25 protein-coding genes, 1 tRNA gene, 1 pseudogene and 1 CRISPR repeat array are annotated in these 25,887 nt (G+C 47.1%); of the genes and pseudogenes, 22 read left to right on the forward strand and 5 right to left on the reverse strand.

The features are described 5' to 3' along the window. Positions 1-70 precede the first annotated feature (70 nt). Complete coding sequence (locus tag BLT35_RS10770; RefSeq protein WP_249929510.1) at positions 71-673, forward strand: DedA family protein; 603 nt, start codon at positions 71-73, stop codon at positions 671-673. 114 nt (positions 674-787) lie between these two features. Here BLT35_RS10770 and BLT35_RS10775 read toward each other — a convergent pair whose 3' ends face one another. Next, positions 788-1,510, reverse strand: a complete 723-nt coding sequence (locus BLT35_RS10775) for a DUF4309 domain-containing protein (RefSeq protein ID WP_054820165.1) — start codon at positions 1,508-1,510, stop codon at positions 788-790. Positions 1,511-1,814: 304 nt separating this feature from the next. On the opposite strand from BLT35_RS10775, the gene BLT35_RS10780 reads away from it, so the two are divergent. Together BLT35_RS10780 and BLT35_RS10785 are read left to right on the forward strand one after the other, a co-directional pair. Beyond that, the gene (locus BLT35_RS10780; RefSeq protein WP_062407212.1) at positions 1,815-2,384 is read left to right on the forward strand and encodes a xanthine phosphoribosyltransferase; all 570 of its coding nucleotides are present in this window, start codon (positions 1,815-1,817) and stop codon (positions 2,382-2,384) included. 142 nt (positions 2,385-2,526) lie between these two features. Beyond that, a complete protein-coding gene (locus BLT35_RS10785) occupies positions 2,527-2,850 on the forward strand; it encodes a hypothetical protein (RefSeq protein WP_074727901.1) in 324 nt (107 codons plus the stop codon). A 117-nt stretch (positions 2,851-2,967) separates the two neighbouring features. On the opposite strand, the gene rpiA is transcribed toward BLT35_RS10785, so the two are convergent. Beyond that, positions 2,968-3,639 (reverse strand): ribose-5-phosphate isomerase RpiA, encoded by a 672-nt coding sequence (gene rpiA, locus BLT35_RS10790; protein ID WP_074727903.1) that lies wholly within the window; start codon positions 3,637-3,639, stop codon positions 2,968-2,970. Positions 3,640-3,851: 212 nt separating this feature from the next. After that, the gene (locus BLT35_RS10795; RefSeq protein WP_074727905.1) at positions 3,852-4,370 is read right to left on the reverse strand and encodes a substrate-binding domain-containing protein; all 519 of its coding nucleotides are present in this window, start codon (positions 4,368-4,370) and stop codon (positions 3,852-3,854) included. Between the two features lie 242 nt (positions 4,371-4,612). Between BLT35_RS10795 and BLT35_RS26915 the strand changes: the two genes are divergently transcribed. From BLT35_RS26915 to BLT35_RS10810, 4 genes are all read left to right on the forward strand, one after another. Next, positions 4,613-4,756 carry a hypothetical protein gene (locus tag BLT35_RS26915; RefSeq protein ID WP_217634712.1) on the forward strand — a complete coding sequence of 48 codons (144 nt, stop codon included), beginning with the start codon at positions 4,613-4,615 and terminating at the stop codon, positions 4,754-4,756. A gap of 64 nt (positions 4,757-4,820) precedes the next feature. Continuing rightward, on the forward strand, positions 4,821-5,048 hold the full coding sequence (locus BLT35_RS10800) for a hypothetical protein (RefSeq protein ID WP_054820161.1): 228 nt from the start codon (positions 4,821-4,823) through the stop codon (positions 5,046-5,048). A gap of 246 nt (positions 5,049-5,294) precedes the next feature. Beyond that, positions 5,295-5,516, forward strand: a complete 222-nt coding sequence (locus BLT35_RS10805; RefSeq protein ID WP_074727907.1) for a hypothetical protein — start codon at positions 5,295-5,297, stop codon at positions 5,514-5,516. A gap of 251 nt (positions 5,517-5,767) precedes the next feature. Beyond that, positions 5,768-5,851: transfer RNA gene (locus tag BLT35_RS10810), tRNA-Leu, on the forward strand. Positions 5,852-5,965: 114 nt separating this feature from the next. On the opposite strand, the gene BLT35_RS10815 is transcribed toward BLT35_RS10810, so the two are convergent. Further along, positions 5,966-7,135 (reverse strand): 2-methylaconitate cis-trans isomerase PrpF family protein, encoded by a 1,170-nt coding sequence (locus BLT35_RS10815; protein WP_054820159.1) that lies wholly within the window; start codon positions 7,133-7,135, stop codon positions 5,966-5,968. 136 nt (positions 7,136-7,271) lie between these two features. Here BLT35_RS10815 and BLT35_RS10820 point away from each other — a divergent pair, with 136 nt between their 5' ends. The 11 genes and pseudogenes from BLT35_RS10820 (at position 7,272) to cas2 (ending at position 20,014) form a co-directional block, all read left to right on the forward strand. Continuing rightward, positions 7,272-8,144, forward strand: a complete 873-nt coding sequence (locus tag BLT35_RS10820) for a LysR family transcriptional regulator (protein ID WP_074727946.1) — start codon at positions 7,272-7,274, stop codon at positions 8,142-8,144. A 190-nt stretch (positions 8,145-8,334) separates the two neighbouring features. Continuing rightward, on the forward strand, positions 8,335-9,387 hold the full coding sequence (locus BLT35_RS10825; protein ID WP_062407224.1) for a Bug family tripartite tricarboxylate transporter substrate binding protein: 1,053 nt from the start codon (positions 8,335-8,337) through the stop codon (positions 9,385-9,387). 83 nt (positions 9,388-9,470) lie between these two features. Then, positions 9,471-9,932 carry a tripartite tricarboxylate transporter TctB family protein gene (locus BLT35_RS10830; RefSeq protein ID WP_054820097.1) on the forward strand — a complete coding sequence of 154 codons (462 nt, stop codon included), beginning with the start codon at positions 9,471-9,473 and terminating at the stop codon, positions 9,930-9,932. A gap of 12 nt (positions 9,933-9,944) precedes the next feature. Further along, complete coding sequence (locus BLT35_RS10835; RefSeq protein ID WP_074727910.1) at positions 9,945-11,471, forward strand: tripartite tricarboxylate transporter permease; 1,527 nt, start codon at positions 9,945-9,947, stop codon at positions 11,469-11,471. 398 nt (positions 11,472-11,869) lie between these two features. After that, positions 11,870-14,296, forward strand: coding sequence for a CRISPR-associated helicase/endonuclease Cas3 (locus BLT35_RS10840; RefSeq protein ID WP_074727912.1), 2,427 nt, complete (start codon positions 11,870-11,872; stop codon positions 14,294-14,296). 186 nt (positions 14,297-14,482) lie between these two features. Continuing rightward, positions 14,483-15,202 (forward strand): type I-C CRISPR-associated protein Cas5c, encoded by a 720-nt coding sequence (gene cas5c, locus BLT35_RS10845; protein WP_054820098.1) that lies wholly within the window; start codon positions 14,483-14,485, stop codon positions 15,200-15,202. Continuing rightward, on the forward strand, positions 15,199-17,091 hold the full coding sequence (gene cas8c, locus BLT35_RS10850; protein ID WP_074727914.1) for a type I-C CRISPR-associated protein Cas8c/Csd1: 1,893 nt from the start codon (positions 15,199-15,201) through the stop codon (positions 17,089-17,091). The genes cas5c and cas8c overlap by 4 nt, the downstream gene beginning before the upstream one ends. A gap of 15 nt (positions 17,092-17,106) precedes the next feature. Continuing rightward, entirely contained in the window at positions 17,107-17,967 is an 861-nt protein-coding gene (gene cas7c, locus BLT35_RS10855) for a type I-C CRISPR-associated protein Cas7/Csd2 (RefSeq protein WP_054820099.1), read from the forward strand. Next, a pseudogene (gene cas4 / locus BLT35_RS10860) lies at positions 17,957-18,615 on the forward strand (CRISPR-associated protein Cas4). The gene cas7c and the pseudogene cas4 overlap by 11 nt, the downstream one beginning before the upstream one ends. Next, the gene (gene cas1c / locus BLT35_RS10865; RefSeq protein ID WP_074727917.1) at positions 18,612-19,643 is read left to right on the forward strand and encodes a type I-C CRISPR-associated endonuclease Cas1c; all 1,032 of its coding nucleotides are present in this window, start codon (positions 18,612-18,614) and stop codon (positions 19,641-19,643) included. Before cas4 ends, cas1c begins: the two are co-directional and overlap by 4 nt. A gap of 80 nt (positions 19,644-19,723) precedes the next feature. Next, on the forward strand, positions 19,724-20,014 hold the full coding sequence (gene cas2, locus BLT35_RS10870; protein WP_054820100.1) for a CRISPR-associated endonuclease Cas2: 291 nt from the start codon (positions 19,724-19,726) through the stop codon (positions 20,012-20,014). A 168-nt stretch (positions 20,015-20,182) separates the two neighbouring features. Next, positions 20,183-21,218: direct repeats of the CRISPR family, unit length 32 nt; unit sequence GTCGCATCCCATGCGGATGCGTGGATTGAAAT. Between the two features lie 155 nt (positions 21,219-21,373). On the opposite strand, the gene BLT35_RS10875 is transcribed toward cas2, so the two are convergent. Then, positions 21,374-21,619, reverse strand: a complete 246-nt coding sequence (locus tag BLT35_RS10875; RefSeq protein WP_254777541.1) for a hypothetical protein — start codon at positions 21,617-21,619, stop codon at positions 21,374-21,376. Positions 21,620-21,993: 374 nt separating this feature from the next. Here BLT35_RS10875 and BLT35_RS10880 point away from each other — a divergent pair, with 374 nt between their 5' ends. The 4 genes from BLT35_RS10880 to BLT35_RS10895 are packed head-to-tail and all read left to right on the forward strand — an operon-like array spanning position 21,994 to position 25,885. Next, complete coding sequence (locus BLT35_RS10880) at positions 21,994-22,956, forward strand: VOC family protein (RefSeq protein WP_062407240.1); 963 nt, start codon at positions 21,994-21,996, stop codon at positions 22,954-22,956. Between the two features lie 50 nt (positions 22,957-23,006). After that, on the forward strand, positions 23,007-23,852 hold the full coding sequence (locus BLT35_RS10885; RefSeq protein ID WP_054818009.1) for an alpha/beta fold hydrolase: 846 nt from the start codon (positions 23,007-23,009) through the stop codon (positions 23,850-23,852). A 28-nt stretch (positions 23,853-23,880) separates the two neighbouring features. After that, on the forward strand, positions 23,881-24,540 hold the full coding sequence (locus BLT35_RS10890; RefSeq protein ID WP_217634713.1) for a GntR family transcriptional regulator: 660 nt from the start codon (positions 23,881-23,883) through the stop codon (positions 24,538-24,540). A 49-nt stretch (positions 24,541-24,589) separates the two neighbouring features. After that, on the forward strand, positions 24,590-25,885 hold the full coding sequence (locus BLT35_RS10895) for an aromatic ring-hydroxylating oxygenase subunit alpha (RefSeq protein ID WP_062407243.1): 1,296 nt from the start codon (positions 24,590-24,592) through the stop codon (positions 25,883-25,885). The last annotated feature ends 2 nt before the right edge of the window (positions 25,886-25,887 follow it).

Raw genomic sequence — 25,887 nt, forward strand, 5'->3', positions numbered from 1 at the left:
ATCTGGTACAATGAGACTAGCTTGAGTTTCGACAACTTTTTCGCTGGAGCGTGTCAAGGTGGAGCATCTCTTGCAATTGATAGATCACTACGGTTATTTTGCTCTATATGGTTTATTGGCACTGGGAATCGTCGGTATTCCCGTTCCTGATGAAATTTTAATGACGACTGTCGGTTCTCTTACCGCAGCCGAGGAACCGCTGCTATCGTTCGGCGTTACATTGGCGGTCAGCTTCTGCGGAGCGATGACGGGTATGGTGGTAAGCTATATTCTTGGAAGGAAGGTCGGAAAGCCTTTTCTATATAAATATGGAAAATGGGTCAAGCTTACGCCTGAACGGCTGCATGTGGCGGAGAACTGGTTCAAAAAATACGGCATGTGGGCAGTTGCTTTCGGGTATTACGTTCCCGGGGTGCGCCATTTTACCTGTTATTGGGCAGGCGTCAGCAATGTGGGGATTTGGCGTTATTTGCTTTTTGCGGGGATCGGCGGATTGATCTGGGTGACTACCTTCTTGACGCTCGGACATGTGATTGGTATGAACGCTCCGCGAATCCTGGAGGCGGCGCATCATTATTTGTGTATGCCTGTGTTTGTTATTGTCGCCGTCGCCTGTGTCGGGGCCTATATCTATTGGAGGTACCGCAAGCGGGCGCTGTATGGCTCGAAATAAGTCTTTCATCTGCGGTCATCTGCGCATCGATGAAAACCATTTCAATTCCTTTCGCACAAAACGCGTTAAACACGAAATAACCCGCCCGTTTTTAACCGAACCGGGCGGGTTATTTTATTCTGCAAACAATTTGATCGAATTCACGGTTTGTGTTTTGGGATCGATATCCAGCTTCAGCATGGCGCCATTGGCTTTATAAGAGAGTACATAGGTGGTGTTGACATCCGGCTTGCCGAGCGCCTTTGTCACGTTTGCGACAGGATCGCCCAGCTTCAGGCCTCCCAGTCCGGGATTGATATCCGCGCTTCTGACATCGATAAAAAGCAGTTCGTTCTTTTGGTTAAAGCCCATCAGGAAATCGGTATAGTCGTATACGGTAATCGGATCGGTATCGTCTACCATGACGAACTGCTCCCTCGGTTTGCCGATCCTGCTCACCACTTCCTCCGCACTGGTCTTCAGCGTGAAGCCGAGCAGAGTCGGGTTGGCTTCGGTGTAAGGCGATTCGATTTTGATTTTGGGCTTGGTGCCGCCTCCGGTTTTCGGAGCACTGCCGTTCTTTTCATTGTCTTCTGTACGTGCGCTGGCAAGAGAGACTTGTTCATTCGTATCGGCAGGGGAAGCCGAGTCCGGCGGAGCGTCGGCAGACGGGTCCGTTGCAGGTGTCTGAGGTGACCATGCTTCATCGCCGGGTGCCAGTGTTCCAGAGACGACCGCTTGTGCGCTTCCATCCGGAGTCTCGCCCGGTCCCGCTTGCTCCTTTGTGCATCCTGCAGCGATGAGCGCTATCACCATCATAACGGATAAGAATCCGATGAAACTTTGCCTTTTATTCATCACGAACTTCCTTTCCGTGTAACATTACACCATTGAGCCTACTTCATGATACTCTTTCACAGCCGGCTTCACAAAGACCAAAAAACGCCGAATCCGGTCAAATGGCATGAAAAACAGGGTTACCATTTACAAAGCTTCATTTTTACTCCGGCAGACGATCTTTCTTCCTTATAATGTTATAGACGAAGGAACAAGATAAAAGGTTGCATAAATTTATGGAATCCGCTTAAAGAAGATACTTGAAACCTAGTTTGCCGTTATGATAAGTTATCCAAATAGAGGTTCAGAGACGGAGGCGTGGAGAATGGAATTATTGAAGCAAAAAATAAGGGAAGTGGGCGTTGTTTTATCCGATGAGGTCATTAAGCTGGATGCCATTCTGAATCATGCGGTCGATCCGGCCCTGACAACAGCGATGGGACAGGAATTCGCCAAGCTGTTTCGGGAAGAAGGCGTGACGAAGATTGTTACGATCGAGTCGTCCGGCATTCCGATCGCTTTTGCGGCCGCACAAGAGTTGAACGTCCCGCTTGTATTTGCGCGGAGGAAGAAAACACTGAATACGGATACGGAAACCTACTGCGAACGTGTACCGTCTTTTACCAAAGGGATGGTGACGGATATCATGGTATCTAAAGAATTTTTGAATGAAACGGACCGGGTTGTGCTTATAGACGATTTTATTGCAAACGGGGATGCCGCACGAGGACTTATTCGCATTATCCGACGCTCTGGAGCCACATTGCTCGGTGTGGGAATCGCGGTTGAAAAATCATTCCAGGCCGGCGGCCGGACGATCCGCGAATCCGGCGTTCGTGTAGAGTCTTTGGTGAAAATCTCATCGTTGGCCAACGGGCAGATTCAATTCGAGTAACCGTATCGGAACTTATTTTCGTGCGACAGAAAGCCTTCCATCCAAGCGCATTTTACTATATAATGATGAGTAAGCGAATTAAATGAGCAATGCTTAAAGCCAGTTCATCTGCAACTGACTAACATGGGGAGGTGCCACTTGCATGGGGAAAGAAGTTCCGTCCGATTTTTTCGTAACCAAATTAAGAGAGGCGAAATTACACTTTGAACGTGCCCTTGATTGTAAACATACGGATTTTGACGATCTGTATCCCTATATGATTGAGCATCCTCAATTTTTTTGGTACAAACGGTATGTGGCTTGGTCTGAGCTGTTGACGATCGTAAAGCTTTGCAACGAGCTCCAGATTTCATGGGAGGAGCAATTTTCGCAGCAGCAGGTCGATTACATCAACAAGCGGGTTATGTCCAGCAGAGTACTCGACTACTGGTTCGAAACGAATGATTCAAGAGAACATGTCAGTTAGTTAAATAAATGATCGATTGCTGATAATGCAGTCTTCCATAAGAACCTGTCCGCCGAAGCATAAACGGCGGCACAGGTTTTTTTTTGAATCACGGGGCTGCCTGTCGTTGAATGGCGTTCATTTTATGATTTCGACCGTGCCGTCGCTGCGGCCGATATAGGCCGCCGAGGCCATCCGTACGAACAGGCCGTTCTCTACGACGCCCGGAATTTGATTGAGCTGCACGGCCAGCCATTCCGGGTCCGCGATGGAACCGAACTGGCAGTCGGCAATGAAGTTCCCGTTGTCTGTCCAGTAAGGCCGGTCGCCGTCAAGACGGACGGTGGGCGTGCAGCCCAGTTCCCGCAGGCGGTTCAGCGTCAGCCGTACCGCAAACGGAACGATCTCCACCGGCAGCGGGAACCGCCCCAGCGTCTCCACACACTTTGATTCGTCGGCTATGATCAGAAGCTTGTCGCTGTTTGCCGCCAGCACCTTTTCCCGCAGAAGCGCGCCGCCCCCGCCTTTGATCAAGCGAAGAAAAGGATCGATTTCGTCCGCCCCGTCGATCGTCACATCGATCCGGTCGATCTCCTCGATGCCGATCAGCGGGATTTCCCACTCCGCTGCAAATTGTTCGGAACGTTCGGAGCTTGGGACCCCCTTGATGTCAAGCCCCTCCCACACGCGCTCCGCGATGCGTTTGATCGCCCAATAAGCGGTCGATCCGGTGCCCAGTCCGACGATCATGCCGCTTTCCAGCGTTTCCACCGCTTTTTCGGCCGCCAGCTTTTTTAAATTCTCATTCATTTCCCGACACCTCGCTGCCGCATTATGCAAAAGTATGGAACGTCGCTCAGCTATTCATCAAGTACGGCCTTGCTTCAGGGTTCAATTTATGTTTCACCAATGCCATGAACCGTTTCATCGTCTCATTGCGGCTGATCTTCTGAGGTTATACCCAGCCAATTTGAAGCGAAGGCTTGTTCATATCCAACTCTAGCACGACAAGATCGCCGTTATCAACCCAGCGGGTCCTGCCCAAGGGAAAAATCGAGTCCGATCGCAAACGCATGCTCCTCGATCATGGCCTGATCGAGCGCATCCAAATTATTGGAAACGAACAGCAAATTTATTCGGCCGTATTCGGCCATCAGGCGATCCTTGAACTGTAACAGGTAATTATCGTGATAAAGAACCATGGGATGCTGCAGCAGGACATCCGGCTTGATGCTCCGTAATGACGCAAGCGGAGACGTCATGCCGGTTACCAATACGAATTCCCCCGGAAGCATAGGTTCAAACAGAAGTCCCTTGGCTGCGTTCATCACGCGTCCGGAATAAACGATTAACCCGATATCCAGACGATCGTTTTGAATTTCGTTGACGACATCCTGCGAAGCCATCTCGATAATACTCGTTTGGATGTTCGGCGCCACCTTTTTTAATTCAACGATGGTTTTCACAAGGATGGGCATGAATCCGGACAGCGCCGCCACTCTGAGCTCTTGGTGAAGCGTCGAATGGCTGCCTTGCGACAAGCGCTTCAGGTCTTCGATGTGACCGAGAGCCTCCTCCGCTTTGGCAATGATCGCTTGTCCCGCCGGCGTGTCTGAAGGGAGCTAATATCGGAATCGCCAAGCGCGACCGCGAATCGGACTTGTCAGTTCGGAATCGACAAAATGGAAATTCGCGCCATACCCCTCCCGAAGGTTGTCAGGTGCGGGCAGTGCGCGGTACAATCAAGACAACATTCCGACTGCTCCAAAGGGAGACGCCGAACTTGCGGACCACCGCCAAGCGTTGGACATCGCGCCGCGCCAGTATGGCGGAAGATGGGCCGGCTATTGTCATTGTCGCGATTTATCATCGCACGATTGTGGGAAGAAGAGCGACTGCCGGCCTGAAGCCGGTGTCTCCCGCGTAGTCTGATTGAGCAGGTTTATGGCAGCCCCTGGATGGGGTAATCTTAAACCAAAGGAGGGTTATCCGTGATTTCGGATGAACAGCTGGATATTTATAGATTAGAGAGTACCCTGTTGAGAGTTGTCCGTGATGCGGACAGCGCAAACGATGTCAAAGGCATTGTAGTCGCATGGGACGACAACACGGTGATGATTCGTAAACCGAACCGCCGGTTGGTCAAGCTGGACCGGCGCTATCACTATCAGCCGTTTTCCGAACCCAGAGTTTCCTTGTTCTCGATAGAGGAAGAATAATGGCCGAAAAAAGCCCAATATGCGGTACCTTCGTTCCCGCTGGCCGGCTTTCGTTCCGGATTGCGCAGCCGCTTGGGTAAACGCGGTTAAGCTGCAAAAGCAAAGGCGGCTGCATTCCAGGAGTTGAATATTCGGCTGGAAGAAAGCGATATGACGGTGACGGGTACAACAACCGACGTATGAGGCGACCGCGCTTGGGGCACCTTAGGTTATAAAGAACCGGCGCAGATCAAGGAGTGATAACCAATGCAGGAAAGCGGGAGGATGCAGGAGGAGTATATTTTGTTGGAGGAGCATTATGTTCTCAAAATTCGCAAGAGCGGTGAAGGGGTCGAGGGAGAGGTCCTGATGCGGGATTTCACGAGTCCCGGCCACGCGGCCCATTTGTTCGCAGCTCCCCGGCAGGAGACGCCGGAAGCGCTTGAAGCTTGGGCACAGCAGGCGCTCCGCGCATACAGGGAGGGCTAGCCGACAGCGCAGTATAGGTAACGCGGTGAGCAGCAGCAAACCGGGTGTTGCGATCAGAACGACTTCACTTGACGGCACAGGGGGTTGGAAGAAGTTTCGGCTTTAATGGCCTCGGTAAACATACGAATGGCATCATATAGATTTAGAAGAAAAGGGGACACAAATGCTTGACTTCCCTTTTGAACGATGGTATTATACTTCTTGTCTCCTTGGAGAAGTGCTTTGATAGACTTTCCCGGAGAAATAAATTTGCGGTCGTGGCGGAATTGGCAGACGCGCTAGATTCAGGTTCTAGTGGTGTAACAACCGTGGAGGTTCGAGTCCTCTCGTCCGCATCAAAAGAAACGAATAATCAAGGGTTTGAGCCTCTGGGGTTCAAGCCCTTGATTTTTTTGCATGAAATAACGGGGCCTGGAAGCCCTGTAATAAGAAATATATTGCTCGTGGACTCATCTATCATGCGCTGCAAGCACGGAATAAGGGATATAGGCATATCCGTCCATTAATCTTCTCGCGGTTCTTCCGCATGCCGCCCGTTCTACGCTCCAGGAGGATTTATGTTGTTCAACTCTGGCTTCTACATACAGGATTCCGGAGGGATGACCTACCCGTACTCCGGCGCCGCTGGAAGTCGTTAATTGATTAGGAATACTCCCCGGGATTTGACAAGCCGCTGCCAAAGCCATGGCGCCGCTTACCGCATGGGCTTTATGAAGCGTACCCATGGCAAGATACCGGGAAAGAATATCCGTATCTCCAGCCGGAACCATTTGGTTCGATGAAGTGATATAATCTGCAGGGGCAGCGACCATGGCTATCTTGGGCAAGGCGTGTGTCGATGGATGGACGATTTCATCCGGTCGAATTAAACCTGTCTTGATTCCTGCCTGTACCCGAATTTGCTCCAATGTATCCAGCAATTCCTTGTTGCCGTTGATTTCTTGGTGAAGTTCAGTCCCTTTTGCCCCTACATCGTGCGCTCTGACGAATACCACCGGATTGGAGCAGTCGACGAAACTGATTTCAAATCGTCGTCCATCCTGAAGCCAAACTGTATCGACCGGAGAACCGGTTGGCAAAGTCTTTCCCGTGAACGTTCCCCCGGAATCAAGAAAATTCAGCATGATTTTCGAAGCGACGCCCGGTACGCCTGCAATGGAAAAATCCCCTTCATACTTTATTTGTCCATTCTCAACCGGAATTTCAGCTACGATGATCTTATTGATGTTGGTGTTATAAATGCGGACCTCGGTAACGGGCTCCGTTAATGCCACATAGCCTTCTTCTGCCGCATAAAGTCCTACGGCGGTGATCAGATTACCGCAGGTTACCTTATAATCGATGACGTTTTTCTCCAGACTGACTTGACCGAAGGTATAATCGATATGGGCGCCTGATCTTGAAGGCGGGCCTACCAATGCCAGCTTGCTGGTCAAGCTGGTGCCGCCTCCCAGGCCGTCGATTTGATTGCTGTCCGGGCTGCCGAACAACCGGAGTATCATGTGATCCCGCAATTGCGGATCGGAAGGAAGGTCAACCTTGCGCAATATAAGCCCTTTGCTGGTTCCTCCCCGCATGATAGTTGTCGGTACTTTTACTAATTTTCCGAAATCGAACATGCGCGTCACTCCTTGATTTATTGGAGAAAGTTAGTTTTTGTATTTTTAAATGTAACTTACGAGAAGAAATAAATATAATATTAAAATTCTATATATTATAATAGAAAAAGTTGATTTCTAACGGAGGTTTGTAATGATGGAAGATAAAGACTGGCTGATCCTGGAAACGCTGCATCGGGAGCAAAACATCACAAAGACGGCGGAGCAGCTGTATATTTCACAGCCTGCTTTGACCTATCGATTACAGCAGCTTGAGAAGGAGTTCGGAATCAAGATCGTCAATCGGGGAAGAAGAGGCATTCAATTTACCGCACAAGGCGAGTATCTGGTGAAGTATGCCCGTGAAATGCTTCTTGAGCTGCGCAAAACCAAAGAATATTTATGGAATCTGGACAGCAAGGTAACCGGCATTCTGCGTTTGGGGGCTTCCAGCAGCATTGCATCCTACAGGCTTCCATCGATTTTGAAACAGTTTCTGGAGCAGTACCCCGACGTGGAAGTAAGGGTGGTGACGGACTGGAGCTCTGAGCTCGTTCATTCCGTATATAAGCAAAACGTTCATATCGGCATGATTCGTGGGGATTATGATTGGCCCGATGAAAAGCATTTATTGCTGGAGGAAAGCATTTGCGTCGTTTCCAAAAAGAAAATCGAGCTGAGCGATCTTCCCAATCTTCCCCGAATCAACTACAAAACAGACCAGTCCTTAAGAAATACCGTAGATCATTGGTGGAAGGAACGCTTTTCCCAGCCTCCGAGCATTGCTATGGAAGTGGATAAAATGGAGACGGGAAAAGAAATGGTTCTGAATGGACTGGGCTATGCTATTCTGCCTACGATTGTGCTGGGAGAGCAGGAGGATCTGCATAAAATCAAGCTGACCTCTAAATATGGGGAACCTATCAACCGAAAATCGTGGATGATTTATAAGAAGGAGTCGTTGGATCTTCAGCTGATCAAAGTGTTTGTTGATTTTGTAAGGAACATGGAATTCGGCCAATTGAAATAGACATAAAAGAAATCTATTAATAATAATAGAAAAACGGTATTTAATTTATCTCAAAATCTGAATTACACTAAGCTTACTATCTGATGCAGTCAGAAGAGAGCCGACAAACAGGAAGAGGCGATGAGATACAGGGGATCTTTTCGCACTTTCCTCCGTTTGGCTAAAAATGAATAGCTTGGAGGTACAGATGATGAGAAAATCAAATTGGAAGTTAGGGGCTCTGTCTGCCGTATTGTTAATCAGCTTAACGGGATGCGGAACGGCCAAAGAAGCAGGTACTGCGAATGCAAATGAAACCGCAACCAAAACGGCGGCCAAATCAAATTATCCGGTGAAGCCTATCACTTTCGTGGCTCCTAACGGTGCGGGAGGCGGTTTGGACAAAACAGCGAGACTGATTGTCAAAGGGCTTTCCGAGACCAAGCTGGTCACCGAGACGATGACCGTCGAAAACAAACCGGGCGGCGGCGGATCGGTCTATATGGCTGAGTATGCAACAAAAGAAACCAAAAACCCTTACAAGCTTCTGGTCAATTCACCGCCTGTGATCATCAACAACTTAAAGAAAGAAGGAAATAGTCCCTTCGGCTATAAGGATACGACGCCATTAGCTCAATTGACCAAGGATTACGGTGCGATTACGGTTCCTGCCGATTCGAAGTACAAGGATTTGAAAGCGCTGTTGGAGGATATCAAAGCGGATCCTGCCAAAGTGATTATTGCCGGCGGCTCTTCGCCGGGCGGTATGGATCACTTGTTTGCCATGCTCCCGGTGTATAAATACGGTCTCGATCCGAAAGCCATCAAATATGTCGCTTACGACGGCGGAGGAGAAGCGATCACGGCGCTGCTCGGTAACCATGCGACCGCTGCCGCTAAGCCGGTGTCGCTGATTCTTCCTTACGTGAAATCCGGACATGTGCGTGTACTGGCCGTCACTTCTCCGGAAAGAATTCATACCGACCTGCTTAAAGATGTCCCAACCTTAAGAGAGCTTGGATTAGACGCAGACTTTACCATTTGGAGAGGCGTGTTAGGCCCTAAGGAAATGGGCAAAGATGAAATCGCTTACTGGGATAAAGTGTTCAAAGAGCTCAGTGAAAAAGAAGAATGGAAAAAGCTGCTGGCAGAAGACGGCGTAGAAAGCGAATATAAAAGCGCTGCAGATTTCAAACCGTTCCTGGATGAGCAGGAAAAGCTGATTAAAGAGATTTTAGACGTGCTTGGCATGTCGAAGAATTAATCGGGATCCATCCGTAAAAAGCAGGAGAAGCCCTTGTCCTTCGCCTGCTTTTTAGTGGAACCGGAATCGGGGAGAGGGCAGATTTGAATAAATCATTTGACAGATGTTCCAGTATCGTTTATTTGGTTACAGGCGCGGCGTTCATGCTGTTAAGCCAAAATATTTCCACAAGCGCTTATGGAAGCGAGGTGGGGCCCAATATTTTCCCGTTTGGACTGGGCTTGATCCTTGTTCTTTTAAGCTTGCGTTTGTTATATGAAACGTTCCGCTACCCTGATGCTGCAAAAGTAAAAAAATCTCTGGATTATAAAAAGTTCGGCATTCTGTTTGTGTCGGCTGTACTTTATGCCTATTTCCTGGAAGACCTCGGATATGTCATCGGAACGTTTTTGTTTTTGTTGATCGGCTTTCAAACGTTGGAAAAAGGGAAGTGGCTGATTTCCATTGCCGTATCGGCTCTTTTATCGATCGGCATTTATTATGTATTCGTTGAAATCTTGCAGGGATCTTTACCAGGCTTTCCTGTTTGGCTCGGATGGGAATAAGGGGGTTTAACCGTGGAAGTTCTTCAGTTTTTAGGCAGCGGTTTTATTACGGCTTTGCAGTGGCATAATCTTGTGTTTGCATTTTTCGGTGTGTTGATCGGAACCGCGGTAGGCGTTCTGCCGGGCATTGGTCCTATCAGCGGCGTGGCCTTATTAATTCCGATTACGGCTTCCATGACATCGGGTTTAAGTCCCGCAGAAGCGGCCACAAGCTCGATTATTTTGTTGGCGGGAGTCTATTACGGCGCAATGTACGGCGGTTCTACGACGTCCATTTTGCTGAATACCCCCGGTGAGGCGTCCTCGGTAGTGACTACGCTCGACGGTCATCAAATGGCCAAGCAAGGCCGGGCCGGCTCTGCTTTATCTATAGCGGCGATCGGCTCCTTTGTCGCAGGCATCGTTTCCCTTTTATTTCTGGTCTGTCTTGCGGGGCCCCTGTCGGATTTAGCGCTGACCTTCGGACCCGCTGAATATTTTTCGCTTATGGCTTTAGGGCTGTGTGCGGTGAGCGGGCTTGCCGGCAAATCGGTTACCAAAGCGCTGATTATGACCATTCTCGGACTGCTGCTGGCAACCGTAGGAATGGATGCGGTTTCCGGTGTGGCCCGCTTTACTTTTGATAACCCTTCTCTTTATCAGGGATTTGAATTTTTGACGGTGGCGGTCGGTTTATTTGCTCTGGGTGAAGTGTTTAAAACCATTTTGGAAAAAGATACGGATGACGGTCCGATCTCCAAAATTAATCGAGTGATACCGACTAAACAGGATCTTAAGGAGAGTGCGGCACCGATTCTCCGCGGTTCGTTGCTGGGATTTTTCATTGGCGTACTGCCGGGCGCCGGAGCAACGATTGCTTCTTTTTTTGCTTACATCATGGAAAAGAAGCTCAGTAAACATCCCGAGAAGTTCGGACAAGGAGCGATTGCGGGCGTAGCCTCCCCTGAATCGGCCAACAATGCGGCCTCGGGAGGAGCGTTAATCCCGATGCTGACCATGGGTATCCCTGGATCGGGTACAACGGCCATCTTGATGGGGGCGCTCATCATGTACAACATTCAACCGGGTCCGCTTTTGTTCAAGGAGCATCCCCAAGTGGTATGGGGTTTGATCGCAAGTATGTTTATCGGAAACGTGATGCTGCTCATTTTGAATATGCCTATGGTTAGAGTGTTTGCCAAAATTATTCAGACGCCAAAAAAGTTTTTGCTGCCCATGATCGTGGTCATTTCCATATTCGGTGTTTATGCGGTACAGGCGAGTATTTTCGATTTAATGCTGCTGATGTTGTGCGGCGTTGCGGGGATTTACTGGACGCGCAATGATTATCCGCTGGCGCCTCTGGTTCTTGGCCTTGTTCTGGGACCGATGATCGAAAATAATTTGCGCCGGGCGCTAACGATTTCGAATGGAGATTTTATCATTTTCGTACAAAAGCCGGTTTCGGCCGTCTTTTTGCTGGCTGCGGCCTTATGGCTTATCATCCCGGTTGTTTTAAAGATGAAAGGCAAAAATGTATTACAAAGCGAGGAAGGATAAGAGGAGAAATTTTCCTGCTTCACAGGCGAAATGAAGTAAAGCTAAGTAGTTATCCGCCTTCTTCTCTTTTCGCGGGAATGGAGGTTTTACTGTAATGCCTTGGCGATTTTGCGGGAGGGGTACCATTTCTGCGTGTAGCCTTAAACAATAATCGGCTAGCCCTCAGTCATTTTCATGACTTATGGGCCGGCCTTATTTTTTTCATTCCTTATCCAAAAATAAATTTACTGTGCTGCGCGGACCTTGGTTTGGACTGAGTGACAAGGTATCTTTATAATGCTGGCTGATCCCGCGCTGAGTCGAATCTAATCAGAATATATGTTCCCTGACAACTTTTGAACATAAGATGGTGTATATTTAGTTTGACAAGGCAAAAGTAAAGAACTGGGAGGGATAAAATGAATTACGTCGCTCATATTCGTGAAAGTGACAATCAGATTCAAGGCGTTGAGGAGCATTTGCTTGGAGTAAAAGATTTTGCGGAATCATACGGGGAGAAGATTGGCGTCAAGCATATAGCAGGTCTTGCGGGCATGCTTCATGATATGGGCAAATTTACCCATGAATTTAGAGAGTACATACTAGAGGCGGTGAGAAATCCGGATTCTCCGCCGAAAAGAGGCAGTGTAGACCATTCGACAGCGGGCGGAAAGTTATTATACCAGCTGTTTCATACGGGGAGCCCTTCCAGGCTTCAGTGGATTTTGGCTGAAGTTGTAGGTAACGCTATTCTGTCTCACCATTCCTATCTTCACGATTTTCTCAATAAGGATTTGGAGTCGCCTTACTTGAAGCGCGTGCAGGAAAAACAATTAAATGAGTTTGATCGGTCTGTGCAGTGTTTTTTTGACCATGTGATCAGCGAGGCGGAATTTCACCAGTATGTTTCAAAAGCATTAGTAGAATTAGAGGCTTATCTGATGAAACCCTTTGCGGGGAATGATGAAAGCAAGCTGATGTTCCTGACCAAGTTTATTTTTAGCGCATTAATTGATGCCGATCGAACGAACACCAGATTATTTGAAGAAAATAAGACCCACGAACCGGAACAGAACCGCAAGGAGCTGTTCGATGGCTATTATGAGAAACTGATGGCAAAGATTCACTCGTACCAAATTCAAGACGCCGCAAAAACACAAATGAATATCCTTAGAAGGAAAATGTCGGAACAGTGCGACCAGTTTGCCGGGAAGCCGTCGGGGATCTATACCTTATCGATTCCAACCGGAGGCGGCAAGACATTGGCCAGTTTAAGATATGCACTCAAGCATGCCAGTCTGCACGGCAAGAAGCACATTATATATGTAGTTCCATATACAACGATTATTGAGCAAAATGCCGAAGAAATTCGCAAAATCCTGATGGATGGCGGACATATTTTAGAGCATCATTCAAACGTCATCATCGAGGACGGGAATGAGGACGACGAGAACGAGGACGGCCTGATCAATACACGGCAAAAGCTGAAGCTGGCAAAGGATAACTGGGATTCGCCGATTATTTTTACAACGATGGTGCAGTTTTTGAATGTGTTCTATGCCAAAGGCAGCAGAAATATCCGGAGGCTTCATAATTTAAGCGAGTCGGTGATTATTTTTGACGAGGTGCAAAAGGTTCCCGTTTCATGTGTATCGTTATTTAATCAAGCACTGAATTTTTTGAAAACTTATGGCCATTCCAGTCTCATTCTTTGCACTGCAACCCAGCCTGCATTGGATTTTGTGGAGCATAAGCTGGCATTGAACGCAGACGCTGAAATGATTGAAAACCTGGATTGCGTGATCGAGGCTTTCAAACGGGTGGAGATTTTTGATAAAGCAACGGATGAAACGTTTAACAATAATAAGCTTGCCGATTTTATTGCGGAAAAAATGGACGAAGTTCAAAGTGTGCTTGTTATTTTGAATACGAAGACGGTTGTGAAGAGGTTATACCATCAAATGGCGGGGAGTCATGTCCCCATTTATTACTTAAGTACATCGATGTGCGCCGCGCACCGAAATCACATATTGGAACAAGTGCGGGAACATCTTGAGAAGCATGAGAAAGTCATATGCATCAGCACACAACTGATTGAAGCAGGGGTAGATGTAAGCTTTGATTGTGTGATTCGTTCTTTGGCGGGTCTCGATTCAATAGCACAAGCTGCCGGAAGATGCAACCGTCATGGGGAGCGGGAGATCCAGCAAGTGTATGTTATTGATCATGAGGAAGAGAAATTGGATTATTTGCCGGAAATAAAGGTTGGGAAAAAACTGTCCAGGAGGATTCTCGTCGATCTTAAGCATGACCGGAACCACCATGGCGGCCATGTTTTATCTGCTCAGGCTATGGACAGGTATTTTAAGGAATTTTATACGGAATTCCGTTCGAGTTTGAACTATTTTATCCCCAAATTAGAGAAGGACATGACCGAGTTATTGGCGTCTAACAGGACACACAATTCGTATAACCAAGCTTATACGCATCACAAGAAAGAAAGCTTGCCATTATTTATTGTCAATAGTTATCGAACGGCAGCAGAACACTTTTATGTAATTGATAACCATACAACCTCTGTTATTGTCCCTTACGACGATGAAGGCAAAGACATGATTGCAAGGCTGAATGGCAATGAGTCGATTGAGGATTTATCACGATTATTGCGCAAAGCTCAGCAGTATACGATTCATCTGTTTCATTATGAATGGGCGCAACTGGCGCAGAACGGGGGGCTGGTAAGCCTGCTCGACGGGAAAATATTCGCGTTGAAGGAAAGTGCTTATAATAAGGAATTTGGCCTTGATCTCGACAATGACAGCCCATTTGAATTGGGGATGTTTTGAAGATGGACAAGAAACTTATCTGATTGATAGGATAGGTTTCTACATCACACACTATACTTTTCAATCCAGACGCTTTGTTTTTTTATTATATCATGACTTAAAGTTAAATTTACAAGATTAAAGAAATGGAATATTATTAAAATATAGTAAATAAGTACTATATCAAGCTGTGAAGGAGGTGAATCGATGAGGAACTCGATCGAGTTTGTCGTACACGGCGCTTATGCGTTATTCACGGATCCTTTGACTAAGCTTGGCGGGGAGAAACTTTCCTACCAAGTGCCTACCTACCAATCTCTGAAGGGGATTGTTGAATCGATTTACTGGAAACCGACGCTCCTAATGATCGTCGATGCCGTCCGGATCATGAACCCCATCCGTATGGAATCCAAAGGCATTCGTCCGATGGATTATAGCGGAGGGAATACGCTTGCCAACTATACGTATCTGAGAGATGTCCGTTACCAGGTGCGTGCACATTTCGAATTCAACATGAACCGGCCCGATATGGCTTATGACCGTAACGAGCACAAGCATCACAACATTATGAAGCGCTCTCTCCAGGCTGGCGGCCGAAGAGACATTTTCCTCGGTGCCAGGGAATGTCAGGCTTACGTTGAACCTTGCGAATTTGGCGAGGGGGACGGGTTTTATGACGGCTATGGCGATATTCATCTGGGAAATATGGTCCATGGCATCAATTATCCGGATGAAACAGGCCGCAACCAATTGGAAGTGCGTCTATGGAATCCGGTGATGAAGGATGGAATTATCCAATTTATAAGACCTGAACAGTGCACGCAGGTTCGTGTGATTACGGACATGGAACCGAAGCATTTCAATCATGCCAATGTCGAATCGGCAGATGAGCTGTTCGCACAATTGGAAGAGGGGGGGAATCCATGAGCTGGCTTTTGAATCTCTATGAAACCTATGAAGCTAATTTGGACCTCGTTGGCAAGATTAAAAAAAAACATAACGAACAAGAGTACACGCTGCTGCCCGTCTCCCATACAACGCAAAATGCGCACATCGAAGTGAATATAACCGAAGACGGGGAGTTTCATTCGGCGACAGTGATTGACAAAAACGATGCGAGTACATTAATCCCGTGCACCGAAGACTCCGCGAACCGCGCAGGCTCCAAGATTGCCCCCTATCCGCTGCACGATAAATTAAGTTACGTAGCGGGAGATTATGCAGCCTATGGCGGTGAAATTAAAAAAGAAGAGCCTTTTACATACTACATTAAACAACTGGAAGACTGGGCTAATTCTCCATATGGTACCTCTAAGGTGAAGAGCATCTATCATTATTTGAGCAAGGGGCGGCTTATTCAGGATTTAGTGGAACACAAGATTTTATTTATAGATGCCGATAACCGCCTTATTGACAAATGGGACGACAAGAAATATGAGGCGCTGTATGGCTCAAAGCCGCCTATATTCTCAGTTATTAGCGGCGAGCAAGCAAGCGCATTCGTTCGGTTCAACGTCTATTCGCCTAATAAGATATTAACGGAAGTATGGAAGGATCAGGAGATGTACGATTCTTTCATCCAATTTTACAGCAGTCGGTTAGGCAAAGAGGATCTTTGTTATGTCTCGGGGAGAACGCTTCCGGCCACGGACAAGCATGCCAACAAAATTAGAAATGCGGGAGACAAGGCCAAATTAATTTCGGCCAATGATACCAGCGGTTTTACGTTTCGAGGACGGTTTAATCTAAGCCAAGAAGCGGCAAGCATTAGTTATGACGTATCCCAAAAAGCGCATAATGCATTGAAGTGGCTCATTCTTCATCAGGGGAAGACCATTGATCAGCGGGTGTTTCTTGTATGGGGTAACGACGATTTGGATGTTCCGGGAGTTAATGAGGATCTTTATTCGATTTCCCCTGCGCCGATTGCCGCTAAAGAGAAAATATCGTTTACCAATAAAGAGTTCGCCGTAGAAGTTGCCAAAGCGTTGGACGGGTATCGAAATCGGTTGTCGTCTTCGTCTGAAGTGAATATTTTAATTCTGGATTCGGCCACAACAGGGCGCATGGCCGTGCTGTACTACCGGAATTTGAACAAGGAGCTTTATCTGGACAAGCTTACGAAATGGCATTCTACCTGCGTGTGGCTGCACCGGTACCGCAAGGATGACAATGGCGAATATGTGCAATTTTACGGGGCCCCCGCCACAAAGGATATCGCGCTTGCCGCATACGGGCCAAGTGCGAGCGACAAGACGGTCAAAGGGGTAATGGAGCGGATGCTGCCATGCATTATCGACGGGCGAGATATTCCGTTGGATATTGTAAACAGCGCTTATCACCGCGCGTCAAACCCCGTATCGATGGAAAAATGGGAATGGGAAAAGACGTTGAGTATTGCCTGCGCTCTAATCAACAGACGGGAGGGATACAATGTGGCATTAGACACAGACAATAATGACCGCAGTTATTTATTCGGCCGCTTGTTAGCTGTCGCCGATGTTTTGGAAAGACGCGCGTTAGGCGCTGAAGAAACCCGCGCCACCAATGCCATTCGTTATATGAATTCGTTCTCCAGGCATCCGGCAAGAACCTGGAAAACCATCCAGAATGCCTTGCAGCCGTATCAAGCCAGGCTGGGAACAAAGGGAACCTATCTATCCAAGATCATTGACGAGGTTGCTTCCCGAATTCCGATTGCCGAATTTAATAATAAACCATTATCCGAAGTATATTTGCTGGGCTTCTATAGTCAACGGCATGAGCTTTATCAGAAGAAAGAAAATAATGATGATGCAGCGGCTGCATCTGATTGAATAGGAGAGATGGACATGACTACTTTAGATCATAAAATTGATTTTGCAGTTGTATTGTCTGTAACCAAGGCTAATCCTAACGGGGATCCCCTGAATGGTAATCGGCCGCGGCAAAACTATGATGGTTATGGTGAGATTTCGGATGTCGCGCTTAAACGGAAGATCAGAAATCGTCTGCAGGATATGGGCGAATCTATCTTTGTCCAATCTAATGATCGCAGATCAGATTCTTATAGCAGCTTAAGAGAGCGTGCGGATGCGAATGCCGAGCTGGCGAAAATTCTGAAGTCTAAGACAAGCTCCAGTGATGAGTTTGCCAGAATTGCTTGCCGGGAATGGTTGGACGTCCGAAGCTTTGGCCAAGTATTCGCTTTCAAAGCGGATAAGGGAGCTGGTGTCTCCGTCGGTGTAAGAGGTCCAGTGTCTATTCATACGGCAACGAGTATTGACCCTATTGATATCACCAGCATGCAAATTACCAAAAGCGTCAATTCAGAGCCCGGTGCGGCAAGAGGCTCGGATACGATGGGGATGAAGCATCGCGTAGATTCAGGTGTCTACGTTTTTTATGGCAGCATCAATACGCAGCTGGCCGAGAAAACCGGATTTACGAATCAGGATGCCGAGAAGTTGAAGCAAGCGCTCGTTACCTTGTTTGAGAACGACGCGTCATCCGCCAGACCGGAAGGAAGCATGGAGGTCCACACGGTATATTGGTGGGAGCACAATTCCAAGCTGGGCCAATATTCTTCCGCCAAGGTACATCGGTCCCTAACGATTGAAAAACTTGTCGAAGAACCCAAGTCGTTCACAGATTACAAGTTTACTGTTCAGCCTTTGGAAGGATTAAAAGTAGAGAGCATCCATGGGAAATAATGAAGACGATGATTATTTAATGCTGTCCGGCATACAGCATTTTCAATTTTGCAAACGGCAGTGGGCGTTAATTCATATTGAACAGCAATGGGAAGAGAACGTCAGAACCATTGAAGGGGAGTATCTTCACCAGAATGCAGATCAGCCGTTTGTAAGAGAGAAGCGAGGTGATAAGCTTGTCGTTCGCGCGATGCCTGTGAAGTCGGAGAGCCTTAAAATATCAGGTATTTGCGATGTAGTAGAGTTTATAAGGGACGATAGCGGTGTTGAAATTAATAGCGCTGAAGGGAAATACATCGCCTATCCGGTCGAATATAAACGCGGAAAGCCGAAGCTGAACGATGAGGATATTTTACAGTTGGCTGCACAAGCCATTTGTCTGGAGGAAATGCTGCTGTGCGGCATTGATCAAGGCTATTTGTTTTATAATGAGATCAAACATCGGGTGGAGTACCGCTAACCGCAGCGATTAAAAACAAAGTGAGGCTTGTTGTTGCTGAAATGCAAGACTACTATAAGCGCAGGCATACGCCTAAAGTAAAAACGGGGTCTTTCTGCCGAAGCTGTTCCCTTCAACATATTTGCTTGCCGGAGCTCATGAGTAAACGGACCGTTAAAAGTTATGTTGAAGGGAGAATCGGTGAATGAAAAAGCTGCTTAATACGCTATTTATTACGCAGCCCGATGTTTATTTGTCACTCGACGGAGATAACATTATTCTGCTTAAGGAACAGGAGAAGCTGGGCAGACTGCCGCTTCACAACCTGGAATCCATTATCGCTTTTGGTTACACAGGTGCAAGTCCGGCACTTATGGGATATTGCGCGGAGCGCAATATCTCATTAGTATTTTTTACTATGAACGGTAGATTCCTTGCCAGAGTGATTGGGGAAAGCAAGGGCAATGTCGTCCTGAGAAAGAAACAATATGCCATATCGGAAGATGAGGTCCTTTCGGCGAAGATTGCGCGTAATTTTATTGTCGGCAAGATTTATAATCACAAATGGATTATTGAGAGAATGACCAGAGATTATCCTTTACGCATCGATGTTGCCCGGTTCAAAGCGATTTCACAGCAGTTATCCGCTATCATGCTGGATGTAAGGGCGTGTGAAGATTTGGAACGATTAAGAGGGTTGGAAGGTCAAGCTGCAGTTAGCTACAATAAACTATTTGACTCGATGATATTGCAACAAAAAGAGGATTTCTACTTTCACTCGCGTTCCCGCAGGCCACCGTTGGATAACGTGAATGCGATGCTGTCATTCGCCTATTCTCTGTTAGCGATTGATGTGGCATCCGCACTGGAAGGTGTCGGGCTGGATGCATATGTGGGATTTCTGCATCAAGACCGGCCGGGACGCGCTTCCCTGGCGCTGGATGTGATGGAGGAGCTGCGAGGTGTCTATGCCGATAAATTTGTGTTGTCATTAATTAACAAGAAAATGGTTAGTAATGAGGATTTTTTGAAAAAAGAGAACGGTGCTGTTATGATGAGGGATGAGGCGAGAAAGAAGTTTCTAACCGCATGGCAAAGTAAGAAGCAAGAGAAGATCACGCACCCCTATCTCGGTGAGAAAATCTCCTGGGGATTGATACCGCATGCGCAAGCCCTACTATTAGCCCGTTATTTGCGCAATGATTTAGATGAGTACCCGCCTTTCTTATGGAAGTAGATGAGGCATATTTTGAAGCCTGTTTCCGTCGCATCTCAAGCGGACGCATGGATTGAAAATTGTGAAAGTAGGTGATCGGGCTGCTGGTATTGGTTACGTATGATGTAAGCACAGTTAGCAGTTCAGGGCGAAGAAGACTGCGTCAGGTATCGAAAATATGCCAGAATTACGGCCAGCGTGTACAAAATTCAGTATTTGAGTGCGTTGTCGACGCCACTCAATTTGCTGTTTTAAAATTAAAGCTCCTTGATATTATTGATCAAGAACAAGACAGCCTCAGATTCTATCAGTTGGGCCATAATTACAAGAGCAAGGTAGAACATATTGGTGTGAAAGAGTCTTTTGATTTGGAAGGCCTTCTAATTTTATAGTGCGAATGTGTAGTGCACAAGGTTTTCCGGGGACATTCGCACCGGGAAAATGGTTAAAATCCCCATTTTGTTTACAGTTTTATCCATATTATTTCAGAAATTCATTGATTTACGCGTATTTTTGATCATAAAAATGGAGTTTCAGGCATATTTGAATCAAAAATCGCTGTCGCATCCCATGCGGATGCGTGGATTGAAATATACCAGTAGTGGTATGGCGTCAGGCAGCAGAGGCAGTCGCATCCCATGCGGATGCGTGGATTGAAATAACGGTGCTTGCAGCATCGCTTCATGCTCGGCAAGTCGCATCCCATGCGGATGCGTGGATTGAAATATGAAACGTGCCAAACTTAAGGAGAAATGGGAAAAGTCGCATCCCATGCGGATGCGTGGATTGAAATGCAATCCCTAAACACTGGATGCGGTTTTGCTCGATGGTCGCATCCCATGCGGATGCGTGGATTGAAATCGTTAAGTGATGCTTACCCGCTGTTAGAGGCAGAGTGTCGCATCCCATGCGGATGCGTGGATTGAAATCCGTTTGAAGTCATCATCTGCTATCCGCGCAGAGGGTCGCATCCCATGCGGATGCGTGGATTGAAATCGCGATATCAACGCATTTACACCGATCCCGCCTATAGTCGCATCCCATGCGGATGCGTGGATTGAAATATTAACTCCTGCTAGTTTAGGAATTTTTTGCATTTGTCGCATCCCATGCGGATGCGTGGATTGAAATAATCAAAGTTTATGATCGACACCGCGAATAACCTTGTCGCATCCCATGCGGATGCGTGGATTGAAATATCACACTGCAACATTTCAACCCATACCTTTAAAAGTCGCATCCCATGCGGATGCGTGGATTGAAATGATTAGCGAACGACACTTTAATAGTCAAAGAAATGTCGCATCCCATGCGGATGCGTGGATTGAAATAACGCTGCATACAAATCGTCGCCGTAAGTGTAATGTCGCATCCCATGCGGATGCGTGGATTGAAATTATGACAGTTACGTAACACGCCAGGCTGATATGGCGTCGCATCCCATGCGGATGCGTGGATTGAAATCCAAAAGTGGCAAAAAAACGCTTGTCAAACCTGAGTCGCATCCCATGCGGATGCGTGGATTGAAATCTTTAAGGGCGTACCTTTTAAGGGGTGGTCTTAAGTCGCATCCCATGCGGATGCGTGAATTGAAATACCGCAGATTAGAAGGGTTATGAAACTATGATTTGCTTCGTTATCCACCCAGTAGCGCGAAGAGCCAAAACTATTCACTTTTTGTATAATTCATGTTACTGCTAACGCGTAGTGTCGGCGGTTGACGGTGTAATTTGTCTTGCTGGTGCCGTAGATCAGACAGTGTGTACATACCTTGTTGGCCGGGCGGCACCACTGGAGAAACGATAAATCTCGTCGATCGCACCATCCGAAAAGATATCATGCTCCGCACCGGCGGTAAGCCATATGCCGCTGGATGTAAGCGCCAGCCTGTGCGCGGTCGAAGTGCGATTGCACTGCAGTTCAATACATTGGCGGATCGCAGCGTTAGCGTGAAGCGCAAGACGCTCCCACAACTCGCTTTGTCCTCTCGTCCGCATCCATACATACAAATAAGCCCTTCAGACTTTGTCTGGGGGGCTTATTTGCGTACATCCGCATCCAACCCATCTATAAAGTGATTTTTTGGGAAAGCGGTCAACTGGAACTTCATTTTACAGCTTCGCATTCGTCCGGTTATGGCATGCGGAGCATTTTTTCTGTCTTTTTAATTTCTCGCTGCATTCTTCGAGGCATTGGGGGTTAGCTTGACTCCGACAACACGAATAATATCAGGCTGCATCCGCTGGATATATATTTTTTACAGGTATTGACATCACCGGTGTTAAAATGTTAGTATTTCATTAAATCGAAAAATAAAGCGCTTTCATACCCGGTTATATGATTGATTTCAACCTATTACGGAGGTGTTAAAATGTTAGTTCCGGAAATTGCAAAGCTTGGCCATGTTTCATTGGTTACCCCTGATTTGCAGAAGTCATTATGGTTCTTTAAAGAAGTGTTGGGATTGGAAGAGATTGAGCGTGCGGGAGGCGCAGTTTATTTACGGGCTTGCGGGGAATTCGAACATCATAGTCTTGTCTTGAAGCAAGGGGATCGTGCGGTCGTAGACCATATAGGTTGGCGTGCCAAAAGAGCAGAGGATGTAGAGAAATTCGCTGTACAGTTAGAAGCGGCGGGTACAAAGATTCAATGGATTGAGGCGGGGCGGGAAGCCGGACAGGGGAAAGCGATTCAATTTAAACTCCCCAGCCAGCACACGTTTGAGATTTATTATGAAGTGGAGAAACCGAAGGCTCCCCAAGGAGAACGTTCCGGCCTGAAGAATCAAACGCACAAATCATGGGCTCGCGGGATATCGCCGCGCAGAATTGACCATGTGAATCTCTGGACTTCACATGACCCGGGATCGGTTCACCAATGGTTGTCGGAACAGCTCGGTTTTAAGATGCGCGAATACGTAAAGCTGAATAACGGGAAGGTGATCGGAGGCTGGATGAGCGTTACGCAGCTAGTTCATGATGTAGCGATGATGGGGGCGCATGACCCTGAGACTCCGGCTCGATTCCATCATATTGCCTATTGGTTGGATAATGCGCAGGACGTACTTCGAGCGCTCGACATCCTGCGGGAAAACGGGATTCAGATAGACCTTGGTCCGGCAAAGCATGGGATTAGCCAAGCGGTCTGTGCGTATGTGAGAGATCCCGGAAGCGGACACAGGGTGGAATTGTTCAGCAACGGATATTTGATTTTTGATCCGGATTGGGAACCCGTTGAATGGGGACAGGAGGAATTTGGGGTGGCTCTTCAATGGTGGGGGCCGGAATATACTCCGGGTCATGGTCATGCCATGGATGAAACAACGGAGGCTTAAGTTTAATCATTTCCGATGATGACTATTATTGAGGAGAGAGGAAAACGAACATGGTAAACATGAATATACGCAAAATAAAGACGGGTTCATACTCAACTTATCTTTGTGAGTCGGGAGAACAGAACTCCGAGACGGTCATCTTTCTCCATGGCGGAGGTCCAGGAGTAACTGCGGAATCCAACTGGAGGGATGTGCTTCCCGGTTTTTCTGGATCTTATCGCGTTGTCGCTCCTGATTTGGCAGGTTACGGCAATACGGATCATCCAGATCCTGTGCCGCAAGGCGGGTTGATGGGATGGATGCGTCTAAGGGTAGAGCAAATTCTGACATTGATGGATGAACTTGATATTGCCAAGGCACACTTGGTGGGAAATTCCATGGGCGGGGCTCTCGCGCTTCATCTTGTCATGACAGCGCCTGAGCGCTTCCAGAGTGTGGTTTTAATGGGGAGCGCCGGCGCGCCGTCTACTCCGACGCCGGAAGTGATTCGCATGTTGAATTTTTATAAGGATCCGACTCCTGCTGCGCTTGGAAATTTGCTGAAGTGGTTCGTATACGACGAAAATATAATTGGCGACAAATTAAATCAAATCGTTCAGGAGCGTTTTGAAGAAGTCATGCGGCCAGAGGTTCGCAGATCTTATGAATCGATGTTTTCAACGTCGCCTGCTGAGGTTATTGTACCGCCGTCAGCTCTTAGACGCATGAATATGCCGTTTCTGCTTGTTCATGGCAGGGACGATCGTTTTGTATCCGTAGACTCCAGCGTTTATATGCTGCAGCATTTACCGAACGTACAGCTTCACGTGTTTGATCGTTGCGGTCACTGGGCGCAGTTGGAGCGAAAAGAGAGTTTTACAAAGCTGGTGACGGATTTCTTTAAAGGTGAATTTTAAGCGAGAGCTGGTTGGGTTTGTTATAGCCATGACAATCACTCCCGTAGAAAAAGGAGTGGCAGATCTGAAGAAAGATAATGCCTATATGTATATAAAAAATCGCATTCTTGACCGTGAGTGGGATATAGGCTCTGCGATCAACGTCAACGAGATTTGTCAGGTGCTGAATATGAGCCGTACTCCGGTACTGGAGGCTATCTCACGCCTGGAACGGGAAGGCTTTCTTTCTATTATTCCACAAGTAGGAGCTTTTGTCCGCAGACCTACCTCGAGCGAATTGTTTGAACGACTTTTGATGCGAGGCTCGTTGGAGGCATTAATGGTTGAATGGGCCGCGCGCAAAATCGAGAAGACGCAGCTGGATATGATAGATGCCGTGCTTAGACGCATGGAGGAACCCGGAATATCCATTGTCGATTATGCGAATTTGAATCGGGATTTTCACAGGATCATTCACGAAGCCTCGGGTTTATCTTATATTCAAGGCTTGGTGGAAGAACATTGGGATTTTTTCGAGTACGCAGCCGCCCTGGATAAAGTGTTTAAAGAACATCGGATGGCCCGGTCGTTGCTTGAGCACCGAATGATATTCCATAGTTTGAAAGACGGTAATTCCACCCTGGCCAAACAATTAATGGAGCAGCATGTAGTCAGAGTAGCGTACCTCGTAAAAGAGGAGAGCGGCTGATTTCATGATTCCAATCTGATTCACGCATGAAGAGGAAGGGGAATGGTAAATGAAATTGTTGGATCATTATGTCAATCTGGAAACGGGTTCAATTAGTCGTAAAGTGAATTATGATCCGGAGATTTATCAGGATGAAATGGCGAAGATCTTCACCAAGACATGGCTTTTCGTTGCCCATGAAAGCCAAATTAAACATCCTGGCGATTACATCACCAACTATATGGCTGAAGATCCGGTTATCGTAACCAGGGATGGTACAGGCAAAATTCATGTATTCTTAAATTCCTGTCCCCACCGGGGGATGAAGGTTTGCAGTGTAGATGCAGGAAACTCAAAATTTTTCCGTTGTCCGTATCATGGTTGGACCTTTGAAAACAACGGAAATTTGATCGGCGTACCCGAACTCCAATATGCATATTACGGCGAACTGGATAAATCGAAAAACGGTCTAATCACCGTTCCACGGGTTGAATCGTATAAAGGTTTTATTTTTGCCAATTGGGACCCGAACGCGCTCCCGCTAAAGGAGTACTTTGGTAAAGATCTGCTCTGGTATTTGGACACTGCCTTCGAAAGAGCTTTAGGCGAATTTGAAGTGGCAGGTCCCATCATGAAACAAAAAATTAAAACCAATTGGAAAATTTGCACCGAAAACTTTGGTGACGATTATCACGTGCTGTACACTCATGGATCCGCTTTCAAAATTGGCTTTATGCCGCCTTATGATCAATTGGGAGAGTACAACGCCTATTGTGATCATGGTCATAGCGTAGGCGATATACCCAAATTTGGGGTGGGTCTGGAATTGGATCGGGCCATTGCGAAACAAATTGGACCTGAAGCAGAACAGTATGTTGAACAGATTGACCAAAGACTTAAAGAACGGCTTAGTCCCGAGCAGGCGAATTTACACCAAATCGGGCAAATTCTGATATTCCCGAATCTAACCTTTCTTACCTTTGGCTGCTTCCGAGGTATTCATATTTTCCAATGGCATCCTAAAGGAACAGATGAAGTTGAATTATGGCAGATCAGTTTGTATGACAGTGAGGCGCCTGATCAAGCCAAACAATTCGCGAGAATTTTCTCACAACGGGAAAATGCTCCGGCCGGTTTATTTGCCGCCGATGACGGATCAAACTTTGAACAAATTACCGAGTCCACCAAGCCGTACGTTTCGAGGCAGCATCACTTTAATTATTCGATGGGTATCCGTCATGAGGGGGAAATCAAAGTACCAGGTTTGCCGGGACATCTTGGCCGGCATTATTCCGAACAAAATCAAAGGAATTTTTATCGGTACTGGCTAAAGCTTATGAAGGAGGAAGGGATTTTCCATGAATAACC

This window comes from Paenibacillus naphthalenovorans (assembly GCF_900099895.1).
Classification (GTDB): Bacteria; Bacillota; Bacilli; order Paenibacillales; family NBRC-103111; genus Paenibacillus_G; species Paenibacillus_G naphthalenovorans.